Below are 12008 nucleotides of genomic sequence, written 5' to 3' on the forward strand. Positions count from 1 at the left end.
CGCCAGCGTTCAATCTGAGCCATGATCAAACTCTTCAATTAAAGTTTTTTGAGACTAAGTCTCGGCTCAATGAATTCTGATTACATTATGCAGACTCGGAAGAATCTACATCCTGTTTGTTACATATTGCTATGAACACTCATCGTTACATTGATAATAATTTTGATTGCCACATTCTTTACAAGAAAGAATGTCAGCAATTTCGATTAACTCAACACCTGTGAGTGTCCACACAGATTTACTTGTTTGATTGTTAAAGAGCGTTGACCGTGTTGGTCAGGGATGCGTATTCTACACTTCCCGTTGTCAGCGTCAAGTGTTTTTTCAAACTTCTTTTCGCCGTTGATTTAAGGTGGTTAAAACCGCTTCAAATCAAGCTGAATCAGTGTTGGCTAGTGCCTGTTGCCGTGTCAGTGGATGCGCATTATAGGGAGATTATGAAACCGTGCAAGGGCTTTTTTAAACTTTTATGACAAATGGGGTTTAAGCGTTTATTAATTAACCACTATGATTTAATTATCTTCAATTTTGCAGTTTAAAGGCCTAGTTTGCCTCTTTCTATTACGAAATAGAAAACGGTTTTTATAATCTAGTTCCCTTTCTATAAGGCTATCTTTACGCTTTTATGGTCAAGTATATTGATTTAGCTATTGGTTTTATCAGTCAATTAGCCTATTTTATTTTGATTAAAGGATTTTAGGCTCCACCATCTAGGAATGTTTATGCTTAGTTTACGTTTGCTGTATTTAGTTTCGTTTGTTTGTTTTTCGCAGTCAGCTTTAGCAACTGTTATTTATACTTGGGTAGATAAAGACGGTGTTTCTCATTATAGCCAGCAACCACCAGCAGATGTTGACTCTAAAAAAGTATACAGCGAGGACATTGAGCCCGCTCAAGTCGGTTATGTGCCCGTAAAATCTGTCAGTTCTTCTTCACAGTCTAGTACTAGTGAAATGGATTTAGCTCAAAAAGCTGCATTAATCAAAGAGCGAGATGCTGAACAAGCGGCTTCAATTTGTGAAAGTGCCAAACACAGCTTAAATGTATTAAACACATATCAACACTTACATCGCAAAGATGCTGATACAGGTGAAGAGATAGTCATAACTGAAGAAGAACGCTTGGCTCAAATTGAAAAGAACGAAGAACGTAAGCAGCTTTTTTGTCAATAATATATCAAGTTTATTAGCTGCAATAATAAAAGGAGCCAATGGCTCCTTTTTAATTAACTATTCATGACACCTAATCAAGGTATATATCATCTCTACCTGCTGCACTAGTTCAGTTTACGTGAGCAGGTTATTCTGCTTTACCAACTGTATACATCGATTTAAACGTGCCACTATTACATGTCTCAGTTCCTGACTTCCAACCATTATCAAATGCATCAATGCCATCAAGTGTTTTATCCTTCATGGACTCGAGTGTCTCATTTGATTTCTTTTGTGCTAATGCGCTGGTGCAACCTGTGTTGTAGCCAAAGTGGTATAAGCTATTATATTCAACATTACCGACTTCGATAATTTCACCTTCTTGTTTTTCTGGTGAACTAGAACATCCGGTTGCAGCTATTGAGAGTAAAGCAAAGCCTAATACGACTGATTTATTCATGTTATATCCTTCTACTTGAAATCAGGTTGCTATTCATAAGGGAACATATTGAAGTTAGTAGATCAATTCACTTGTCGCAAGCTTATGGGTTCAATGCCTACTGTAAAGTTATAATCCAATAAAAAAGGAATGGTATTTACCATTCCTTTTATTACTGTCGCTGACTATTTATTGGGTAAACGTCAGTAGTCCATCGTTGACATCAATCATAATCGGTTTACCTGGGAGTAGTTCACCTTTTAATAAGTGTTGTGCTAATGGGTTTTCAATTTCTTGTTGCAGTGCTCGTTTAAGCGGTCTTGCACCATACGTTGGATCAAAGCCAGCTTCGGCAATTAACGCCAATGCATTTTTAGAGATTTCCATGGTGAAATCCTTTTCAGCCAAGCGTTGTTTCAAGTTCTGCAACTGTATCTCTGCAATATGCGCTATATGCTCTGCAGCTAACGGATGGAATACCACGGTCTCATCAATACGGTTTAAAAACTCTGGTCTAAAGCTCTGCGTCACCACATTCATTACGGCCGATTTCATCTGCATATAGTCTTGAGAGGCTGAACCTTCCTGAATAATGTCAGAACCCAAATTAGACGTCATGATGATAACGGTATTTCTAAAATCAACAGTACGGCCTTGGCCATCCGTTAAGCGACCATCATCTAGCACTTGCAGCAAAATGTTGAATACATCAGGGTGCGCTTTTTCTACTTCATCTAACAAGATGACTGAGTAGGGTTTACGGCGAACAGCCTCAGTTAAGTATCCACCTTCTTCGTACCCCACGTAGCCAGGAGGTGCGCCGACTAATCTTGAGACAGTATGCTTTTCCATAAACTCTGACATATCGATGCGAACCATTGCTGATTCGGTATCAAATAAGAAGTTAGCTAATGATTTACACAGTTCAGTTTTACCCACACCGGTTGGCCCTAAGAATAGGAATGAACCAATAGGGCGATTCGGATCGGCAAGTCCAGCTCGGCTACGTCTTATTGCATTTGATACCGCTTCTACAGCTTCATTTTGACCTATCACTCGCTGATGTAGTGCATCTTCCATTTGCAGTAACTTATCACGCTCACCTTCTAGCATCTTAGAAACAGGTATTCCTGTTGCCTTTGAAAGTACTTCGGCGATTTCTATATCTGTGACCTTGTTACGCAATAACGTCATATCTTGCATTTCTGCTTGCGAAGCCAAATCGAGCTGCTTTTCTAACTCAGGAATACGGCCGTATTGTAATTCTGACATGCGAGTTAAATCTCCCGCACGTTTTGCGACTTCCATATCCATACGAGATTGCTCTAAATCAGCTTTAATATGTTGCGTACCAGCTAAGGCTGCTTTTTCTGTATGCCAAATTTCATTCAGTTCGCTGGCTTTTTCTTCAACTTGCTTCAGCTCAACTTGTAAATGCGTTAATCGTTTACGACTTGCTTCATCTTCTTCTTTGGCAAGTGCTTGCTCTTCAAGCTTAAGCTGGATAGCACGGCGATCTAATCTGTCTAACGCTTCAGGTTTTGAATCTATTTGCATTCTGATACTTGATGCCGCTTCATCGATCAAGTCGATAGCTTTATCTGGTAGCTTTCTATCAGAGATATAACGATGCGACATACTTGCGGCGGCAACAATGGCAGGATCGGTTATCTCTACATGGTGATGTAATTCATAACGCTCTTTTAATCCACGTAAAATTGCAATGGTATCTTCAACGTTAGGCTCTTCCACCAGCACTTTTTGAAAACGACGTTCAAGTGCTGCATCTTTTTCAATATATTGGCGGTACTCATCTAACGTTGTTGCGCCAACACAATGTAAATCACCACGAGCAAGTGCAGGTTTTAACATGTTACCTGCACCCATTGCTCCTTCGCCTTTACCTGCACCAACCATGGTATGCAGCTCATCGATGAACAGAATGACTTGGCCTTCTTCTTGAGCTAACTCATTTAATACCGCTTTTAATCGCTCTTCAAACTCACCACGATATTTAGCACCAGCAATTAACGCGCCCATATCTAATGACAGTACACGCTTATTCTTAATGCCTTCAGGAACCTCACCATTAACAATTCGTTGAGCTAAACCTTCAACAATGGCGGTTTTACCGACGCCTGGCTCACCAATGAGCACTGGGTTATTTTTACTACGACGCTGTAACACTTGAATTGTGCGACGAATTTCTTCATCACGACCAATCACGGGATCGAGTTTGCCTTGCTCGGCACGCTCAGTAAGATCCACTGTATATTTATTTAAGGCTTGGCGTTGATCTTCCGCATTAGGATCATCAACTTTTTGTCCACCACGAATTTGTTCAATGGTGGTTTCCAATAGCTCTTTACTGGCGCCTGCATCTTTCAAGCACTTGGTTAATGCATCACTTCCTTCAAGCGCGGCCATTACAAATAGTTCAGATGAGATATATTTGTCTTTACGTTTTTGAGCTAGCTTGTCACAAAGGTTAAGTAAACGAATTAGGCCCTGAGATAACTGAACATCTCCCCCAGTACCTTCCACTTGTGGCAATTTTTCTAACTCTTGGCTCAAAGAAGAACGCAGCGCACTAACATTTATACCCGCTTGCGTTAGTAAAGGGTGAATTGAGCCAGAATCTTGGTTTAATAACGCCATCATCAAATGAGTAGGTTCAATGAACTGATGATCACGCCCTAATGCTAATGATTGCGCATCTGAAATAGCGATTTGAAATTTGTTGGTCATACGATCAAGTCTCATACGTCCTCCTAATCAGTTTAATAAAAACGAAAGATTTGATAATTAAAATATGGGGATGTTTATGAAATTTTCAATCGTGGGAATAAAATTCTGCAGATTTAGTGTTAGATTAATTGATTAAGATCAAATCGATAAAACAGATTAAGATTTTAACCAAATAAAAGAAGCCATTCGTCCTGTTTGTTGATCTCGGCGGTAGGAGAAATAATCAGGGTTAGTAAAAGTACACACATTTGCACTATAAATGTGTTTAATTCCTTGTTTAGATAAACGCATGGTTGCAAGCCCACATAAATCGGCTAAGTATTTCACGCCATGTGGTTTAAACCATTGCTGAGCTTCAATATCTTGTTCAACAAATTGTTGCTTTACCTCTGCACCCACTTCAAAAGCATTTGGACCAATTGCTGGTCCCAAATAAGCAATTATGTCACAAGCTTCTGCATTAAAGCGCTTTATTGCAGACTCGATAACCCCATCACACAATCCACGCCACCCTGCATGCACAGCAGCAATTTCAGTTCCTGCTTTATTACATAGCAACACAGGCAAACAGTCGGCGGTCATGACGGCTAATGCCACTTTGGCATGATCAACATAGCTTCCGTCAGCTTTGGGAGGAATAGACTGAGGTGAAATATTGGCAGGACTTACTGTTGAGTAATCGATAATAGTAGTGCCATGAACTTGATCTAACCAAGTGACTGGCACATTAATCGCTAAGGTTTGCTGAATTAAAGCTCTATTAGCCAAGACATCTTGAGGGGCATCGCCTACATGTAAGCCTAAATTTAAGCTATCAAAAGGCGATTGACTTACACCGCCATGACGGCCTGTCATGGCGATGCCGATATTGTCAGGTATTGGCCAATTTACGTGAAACACGCTATCCCCTTCGCAGCGAATACTTATAAATACTCGATTGGGTTTTCTTCAGTATCTTGACGTAACGCTCTGGTCAGCATTTGCATATCTTCAGGGATAGGCGCTTGCCATGACATGATTTCATGGGTAAATGGATGAGCAAGCTCCAAACGTACTGCATGTAGCGCCTGACGTTCAAAGTTTTTCAAAATATCAAAAAACTCTGGGCTAGCTTTTTTAGGCGGACGAGGGCGACCACCGTATACAGGATCGCCAACCAACACATGACCTATGTATGACATGTGAACACGAATTTGGTGAGTACGCCCCGTTTCTAAGCGCAATCTTAAACGCGTATGAGCACGGAATTTTTCAGCAACACGATAATGAGTAACAGAAGGACGACCGCCATAACAACTGCCATTTGTGTACGGCGCGTTTCATGACGATCAATCGGTTCGTCTACTGTTCCGCCAGCGGTCATCATCCCAATCACAATCGCTTCGTATTCACGTACAATATCGCGCGCCTGAAGTGCTGCAACTAAATGGGTTTGCGCTTCAACCGTTTTAGCAACCACCATTAAACCAGTGGTGTCTTTATCTAAACGATGCACAATACCAGCACGTGGAACATGTTCAATCTCAGGGCAATGATGTAATAGCGCATTTAATAATGTGCCATCAGCATTACCAGCACCAGGGTGAACAACCAAGCCAGCTTGCTTATTTACCACTAAAATATGATCGTCTTCGTAGACAATATTTAGGTCAATTTTTTGTGCTTTGTCTTTTACTTCTTCTTCGAGCGTTGCTTCTACCGCAATTAACTGCGATTCTAGTACTTTCTCACGAGGCTTATCGACAACAACGCCATCGACTGAAACTGCACCAGATAGGATCCATTCTTTGATGCGTGTACGGGAATAATCAGGGAACAATTCAGCCAAAGCTTGGTCTAATCTTAAACCGGTTTGGATTGCTGTGATCTCGCTTTTTAGGTTAATCTCTTGTGTCATAGGAACCGTACCCCTTTTTTGGGGTCCAAAGTGAATGTGCTATCTGTTACAATCGGATTGTTTTCTATTTTACAGTGAAATGGAAAAATTCTTAACAACAACTTATAAAAGAATTGAATTTACATATGTATAAATTAGCCAAAGGCGCCGCCCTAGTATTGTTTTCATTAGCTTTAACAGCATGTAGTACCTCTAAAGGTTTTGAAGATGAAGACCTCAGTGGCAAGTCTCCAGAGGGACTTTATGCTCAATCTAGAACCTCAATGGAGCTAGGAAACTACTCTAAAGCAGTTAGAACACTTGAAGCATTAGACTCTCGTTACCCATTTGGCCCACATAAAACTCAAGTTCAATTGGACATGATTTTTGCTTATTACAAAATGGATGACGTCGCATCAGGTATTGCAAATATCGATCGTTTTATTCGTTTAAACCCAACGCATCCAGATATTGATTATGTCTATTATATGCGTGGTTTAACTAATATGCAGGCAGATAATTACCTATTTCACGATATGATGAATATCGATCGAACTGATCGTGACCCTAAAAATGCACAAGACGCCTTTAAAGATTTTGATCGTTTAATCAAAAGCTATCCAAACAGTAAGTATACGGCTGATGCTCAGCAACGTATGCAATACCTTAAAAACCGTTTAGCACAATACTCGATTAAAGTGGCTGAGTATTATATCAAAATGGAAGCATGGAGTGCTGCAGCTGTTCGTGCACAATCTGTGATGGAGCAGTTCCCTGGCACACCAGCAACCGAGCAAGCTTTAGAAATTATGGCGCAAGCTTATGGTGAATTAGGCCAAGAGCAACTTCAACAGAATACATTAACGGTTATCGCTGCTAACTATCCAGATAGTGACTTACTCAAATAACAGTCAAGAATCATATTGCTGATTCTACGTTAATATAAAAAGCCTGCTATATATCGCAGGCTTTTTTGTTTTGAAGATTACACATGATGATAAACAAAACCGCCATAAAGGTATTTAGTGGCTTCGGCACCGAGTACCGCCACCTTGTCACCTGCTTTTAATCGTCCTGAATGAATCAACCTCGATAAACTGACCCAAATAGCGGCTGAACCTAAATTACCAAGATGCTTGGCGTCATTGATCACTCGCTCTGGTGAAATACCTAATGCTTTTGCCATAAGCACATCAATATGTCCATTGGCCTGATGAGGCAAAATATATGCAAAATCATCTAGCTGATAGCCTCGGCTTTGCAATGCTTGCCAACCTAACTCAAACAACTGACTACCTTGCTCTCTCACAGCTTGGGTGTTGTGATGGAATCGAGCCATTTGTTTTGTCCCGACATCATTAGCCCCGCCATCAAGATAAAACCCTGGTGGTTTTTGATGTCCAATTTGACCTAAATAAATATCAGATATTTTGGCAGCCTGTTCATCTTGAGGCCCTAGTACTACTGCAGCTGCACCATCCCCCATTTGTACATAATTAACCAATTGTTCGGTATCGATAAAGTCGTTATCCATATCAAAATAAACCGAGCCTGTTTCTACCCCTACTATTGAAACGGGTTGCTGATTCACAGCGCAAAAGGCCGACGCAATTTGTAATCCGTTAGCAAATCCCGTACAAGCCTGTCTAAGTTCTAAATAGGGACCATGAAATGCCATTGCATCTGCAAGCCATGCTGCATTAGGGGGGACTTGTGTATGAGGTGTGCATGTGTGGCTGAGTAAATAATCTAACGCTTCAATATCAAGGTTTGCATTCACTAAAGCTTGAGTCAGTACTTGCTGACTAAGCTCAATACTCGAAGGAGATGTTGAACTGGTTGGGGTCGATAGATCTCTGACTAAATGGCGCCCCTCAATACCCAAACGCTTCGCAATGGTTTTAGCTTTTCGCGCTGTAAGTCTACCGCACTGTTGAGACAAGGCATTTAGTAGCGCTTCATTATTGATATTTGCATTAGGCAATTGATGAGAAATGCCTAATAGTGATAGGTCATGCTGCGCAAATTTTACTGCCATTTTTCCTCCAATTTATGTTGGATAGCATCTAAGCAAACCCCCATATTTTCAAATGAGTGATGTTGGCTGGTGAGTAATTGAAAAAGCTCATGTGTGATTAAAGATTGTTGCTGATAAAAGTCGTCATTTGTCGCCCCTAATTCGATGGCATGATGACGGCTAATGTATACATGCTTGGCTTCGTCTTTTTTAATCAAGCCACATAACACACTAAAAGGGTGCTCTCCTCCAAGTTTGCTGGTTTCGAATGCTTGCATAATTTGGGTGACACATGTATCTAAAATAGCAATACGAACAAAGTGTTGACTGTAATCATTTACTCGACCTAAACCACTATAAAACCTTTTTGCCAACCGTTGAACTTGGCGGGTATCTTCTATGTATGGAAGCTTATCCGATACTGTTTGCAAGGCTATATCGTGACGACACTCGTCAGACTCGACTTCCATTAGTGAAGTCACTATCTTGCCATTCCTTTGTGATATGTCTGTTGATAACGTTTTATCTAAGTCTTGAACATGTAATCTAATAATTTCTTGATTAAAGACCAACTGAGCCGACTGTTCACCACACAGTAATAGGGGTAATAAACGTGCCATTGATTCCGTTTGGTTATCAGAAAATAAAAGTGGGGTTTGAGCCTGAAGATTTATCCAATCTTGAAGCCTAAGTGCATTATTACCTTGAGTAACCTTTGGCAAAGCTTGCTTGCCAAAACAACGTTTAATCTTAATTGTCATTAATGCTTTGTCTCCGCAGTTGATAAATAACAGGCAATACGAAAACATCAAAGATCCATGCCAATAGAATCACCATACAAGACAACAAACTTAGCTGTGCAATAGGCGCAAAATCTGACGCTAATCCAATGCCAAAACCCAGTACTAAAGTTAAACTGGTAAAACAAATCACCGGAATAACGCCCGCATAATGCATCCAAAAAAATTGCAGATAAGTTGCACGACTTTCGATATCAGATGTTTGTGGCTCAGGTAACTTCAACAGCAAATGCAAAGTATCATCAACAATAATCCCAAGCATGATGCCTAATACGACCGCACTGCCAATACTGATATACCCACCAACCAGTTGCCAAATAGCGAACACCCAAAGCAAGGGCAAAAAGTTAACCATTAACCCCACCAAAGCAAAGTATGGGCTTTTTTTCAAAAAGCCTAACACTAGGCTTAGGGCCACTAACGCAATACCAAATGACCACAACATACTGTTTGCGTTATGAATGGATAAATGAGCGAACAATAAACTACTGCCTAATGCTGGGCTTACTGATAAAGCGGTTTTATTTGCAGCAAGCCATGCAGTTGTTTTGGCTTCGAACGCTAACATTTGCTGCGCAGTGAGGGAGGTTAAATAAACGGTGATTAAACTCGATTGATATTGTGATGAGATTTCTGCTTCAAGCCCGATATCACTGACGCTATGTTGTGTCATGATCCGTTTAAGCTGACTTTGCGATAATCCGGCACTTTTTACCCAATCACCAATATGGGTGACATGGTTAACTTCTGGCTGTTGTTGCAAAAAGCGAGCAAATTGGAATAAAAAGCCCAGATATTGCTTGTCATACATAGGAACAGAACCAGTCCCCACCTCAAAATACAATAGATTTATGCCAAAAAAATCTTGCTGCATAGTGAGTTTAGATTGAGTAAAGGGGTTATCGTCAGGAAAGTAATTAAGCGGATCATCATTAAGCTCAAGTTTACTGGCACTTAATAAGGCCAATACTGAAACGAGTCCTACCACCATGAGAATTGACTTTGGCAATAACGCCGCTCGTTTGGCTAGCGTCACCACAGGATTAACAAAGACATGTAACTTGCCATCAGAATAGTTCTGATTAGCCTTGCTCACGATAGTCACCAATAAACTGTGACAAAGTAGATAATGGCAAGCCACGGCAATGGCCACTAATATCCCAAAAACTTGTATCGGTGGTGAAGGACTAAAAGCGAGTAAGCCAAAACCCAATATGGTCGTCAGTGTTGCGTACAGTAGGGGTTGTTTATTATGTGAGAAGCTAAAAATTAGCGGATTATTGTCACCCGCTTTTATTCCAGCTTGCCAGCCAAGGTATAAATGCGCGGAGTAAGCCAGTGATAAGGTTATAATTATCACTGGTATAAATGCACTTATCGCTGCAATAGTAAGGTTAAACCAACCTGCGACTCCAAGTACTATAGCTAAGGTCACTGCACAGTTAAGTGCGATAGCAAAAAGCCATAATCTAGCTTGAATAAAAAATAATGCCATTAGACCGATAATGACAAATAGGCTGGGTGCAAACCAACTTAGGTCATGGCGTAACACCTTGGCATATTGCCAATTGAGCGCCTGTTCACCTGACAACAAAACCTTTACAGCACTTTGAGCTTGATTGAATTTAGGCACTAGACTCGCTGTCGCTGCCTTTGCTGACCAAAATGACTCAGAGATAACTTGCAAACGATCAATACTTTCCAAGCGCCACAGTGCCTCTGTTGAATATTGCTGCATATCGTTTTGACTAAACTCAATACTCAAGATAATAGCTTTACCATTGTCAGATAACACCAAAGGTAAGCGAGGATGTTGTTTATAACTTAAAAGCAGACTATCGCTTATTGATTGATTTTGACTTGAAGATTGCGAGTGAGTTAATGATTGAGTGAGTGCTTGCTTCTGCCCCGTAACCACAGAAGACTCGTTTACAAGTGGCAGACGTTCAATAAATGCAGCATACCCCCCTATCGCGCTGATATGCTGATCAGATTGTAAATATTCAATAAAATCAAGTAATCAACTTTGCTGCTCAGGTTGTCGCCAGTCTTGCTCATTTTCCAATAAAAACAGTAAACCATCTTCGCGGACAAATGTTTGCTGAAGTTGATTTAGTCCAACAAATCCTGCGTCATCATGGGCAAAATAGTCGTAAAAATTGACATCAAGATCAATCTTCGTTGCCCCAATGATACTGAGCAGCACCAATAGCAATACGGTAGCCCACACCCCCAAAGGGTGTTTTTGCGAGCCAGCGATTAATGACAATTGCCAATTCAAATGACTATTTCCTCATACTGCTATTAAGTTTTCTATTCAGTTACCTTAATAGACCTTATAATCTTGTTTTATTGTTCAGCAAGTTACAAAAAAGTTAATAGTTAATGCGATAAACTGATATTTCCAAACATGCTAGCAGGAGTATTCAGTACCAATCCCTTAACGCTAGTCAGCATAAAGCCTCGATACTCTCCCTAATGAACCCATACGTAGCGTTTTCCCAGATAGACTTATTCATAGATGCTTTATTAACAAATAGCTTATGATTTAGGCCTTTTGTGGAAATCTTGCTCAAACAAGCCAAAAAAAACAGTTATCAATAAAAAAAAGTTGACTCCAGACCGCAAAAAACGTTTAATTGCGTCCGTCGCCCGAATAGCTCAGTCGGTAGAGCAGAGGATTGAAAATCCTCGTGTCCCTGGTTCGATTCCGGGTTCGGGCACCATATTTAGATTTGGTGGCGAAAGCGACCAAATAACAAAAAAGCCTCGCAATGCGAGGCTTTTTGGTATCTGTTATTAATTGCAGTAAAACTGACAACTACCCTCGCCGGCTTTAGTCATAATAACCCTAGGCAACCATTAAGCTGCCTACAGTTTGGTGATGAGTGAGTTAATCATCTACTCACCTAACACTTTAGGTGCGTGAAACAAGCTCGTCTTTGTTGAGATTCTCTGTTAGCGAATTACCTGTTAG

At 40.5% G+C, this 12008-nt stretch carries 9 protein-coding genes, 1 tRNA gene, 1 rRNA gene and 1 pseudogene (1 of these 12 cut by a window edge); 3 read left to right on the forward strand and 9 right to left on the reverse strand.

The genetic code is table 11. The features are described 5' to 3' along the window. A 16S ribosomal RNA gene (locus SJ2017_RS16980) occupies positions 1–41 on the reverse strand (it extends 1505 nt beyond the left edge of the window). Positions 42–722: 681 nt separating this feature from the next. Between SJ2017_RS16980 and SJ2017_RS16990 the strand changes: the two genes are divergently transcribed. After that, positions 723–1172: a DUF4124 domain-containing protein gene (locus tag SJ2017_RS16990; protein ID WP_080916554.1), complete on the forward strand. Its 450-nt coding sequence runs from the start codon at positions 723–725 to the stop codon at positions 1170–1172. Between the two features lie 127 nt (positions 1173–1299). Here SJ2017_RS16990 and SJ2017_RS16995 read toward each other — a convergent pair whose 3' ends face one another. The 4 genes and pseudogenes from SJ2017_RS16995 to rluD form a co-directional block, all read right to left on the reverse strand. Continuing rightward, positions 1300–1611 carry a hypothetical protein gene (locus tag SJ2017_RS16995; RefSeq protein WP_055025185.1) on the reverse strand — a complete coding sequence of 104 codons (312 nt, stop codon included), beginning with the start codon at positions 1609–1611 and terminating at the stop codon, positions 1300–1302. A 168-nt stretch (positions 1612–1779) separates the two neighbouring features. Next, positions 1780–4353, reverse strand: a complete 2574-nt coding sequence (clpB, locus tag SJ2017_RS17000; RefSeq protein WP_080916556.1) for an ATP-dependent chaperone ClpB — start codon at positions 4351–4353, stop codon at positions 1780–1782. A 141-nt stretch (positions 4354–4494) separates the two neighbouring features. Then, positions 4495–5238, reverse strand: coding sequence for a peptidoglycan editing factor PgeF (gene pgeF, locus SJ2017_RS17005; protein ID WP_080916558.1), 744 nt, complete (start codon positions 5236–5238; stop codon positions 4495–4497). A gap of 23 nt (positions 5239–5261) precedes the next feature. Further along, positions 5262–6235 (reverse strand): annotated as a pseudogene (gene rluD, locus SJ2017_RS17010) (23S rRNA pseudouridine(1911/1915/1917) synthase RluD). A gap of 125 nt (positions 6236–6360) precedes the next feature. Here rluD and SJ2017_RS17015 point away from each other — a divergent pair. Beyond that, positions 6361–7122 carry an outer membrane protein assembly factor BamD gene (locus tag SJ2017_RS17015; RefSeq protein WP_055025181.1) on the forward strand — a complete coding sequence of 254 codons (762 nt, stop codon included), beginning with the start codon at positions 6361–6363 and terminating at the stop codon, positions 7120–7122. 77 nt (positions 7123–7199) lie between these two features. Here the strand turns inward: SJ2017_RS17015 and SJ2017_RS17020 are convergent, their stop codons facing one another. The 4 genes from SJ2017_RS17020 to SJ2017_RS17035 form a co-directional block, all read right to left on the reverse strand. Next, complete coding sequence (locus SJ2017_RS17020) at positions 7200–8252, reverse strand: 3-oxoacyl-ACP synthase III family protein (RefSeq protein WP_080916559.1); 1053 nt, start codon at positions 8250–8252, stop codon at positions 7200–7202. After that, a complete protein-coding gene (locus SJ2017_RS17025; protein WP_080916561.1) occupies positions 8243–8992 on the reverse strand; it encodes a hypothetical protein in 750 nt (249 codons plus the stop codon). The genes SJ2017_RS17020 and SJ2017_RS17025 overlap by 10 nt, the downstream gene beginning before the upstream one ends. Beyond that, positions 8982–10949: an efflux RND transporter permease subunit gene (locus SJ2017_RS17030; RefSeq protein ID WP_080916562.1), complete on the reverse strand. Its 1968-nt coding sequence runs from the start codon at positions 10947–10949 to the stop codon at positions 8982–8984. The genes SJ2017_RS17025 and SJ2017_RS17030 overlap by 11 nt, the downstream gene beginning before the upstream one ends. A gap of 102 nt (positions 10950–11051) precedes the next feature. Next, positions 11052–11312 (reverse strand): hypothetical protein, encoded by a 261-nt coding sequence (locus tag SJ2017_RS17035; RefSeq protein WP_080916564.1) that lies wholly within the window; start codon positions 11310–11312, stop codon positions 11052–11054. A gap of 369 nt (positions 11313–11681) precedes the next feature. On the opposite strand from SJ2017_RS17035, the gene SJ2017_RS17040 reads away from it, so the two are divergent. Further along, a tRNA-Phe gene (locus SJ2017_RS17040) sits at positions 11682–11757 on the forward strand. Positions 11758–12008: the final 251 nt, after the last annotated feature.

It is taken from the genome of Shewanella japonica (genome assembly GCF_002075795.1).
In the GTDB taxonomy this organism is placed as follows: Bacteria; Pseudomonadota; Gammaproteobacteria; order Enterobacterales; family Shewanellaceae; genus Shewanella; species Shewanella japonica.

Coding starts and splice junctions, on each gene's coding strand:
- SJ2017_RS17025 (WP_080916561.1), bottom strand. CDS start 8,992: ATGACAATTAAGATTAAACGTTGTTTTGGCAAGCAAGCTTTGCCAAAG.
- SJ2017_RS16995 (WP_055025185.1), bottom strand. CDS start 1,611: ATGAATAAATCAGTCGTATTAGGCTTTGCTTTACTCTCAATAGCTGCA.
- clpB (WP_080916556.1), bottom strand. CDS start 4,353: ATGAGACTTGATCGTATGACCAACAAATTTCAAATCGCTATTTCAGAT.
- SJ2017_RS17015 (WP_055025181.1), top strand. CDS start 6,361: ATGTATAAATTAGCCAAAGGCGCCGCCCTAGTATTGTTTTCATTAGCT.
- SJ2017_RS17020 (WP_080916559.1), bottom strand. CDS start 8,252: ATGGCAGTAAAATTTGCGCAGCATGACCTATCACTATTAGGCATTTCT.
- SJ2017_RS16990 (WP_080916554.1), top strand. CDS start 723: ATGCTTAGTTTACGTTTGCTGTATTTAGTTTCGTTTGTTTGTTTTTCG.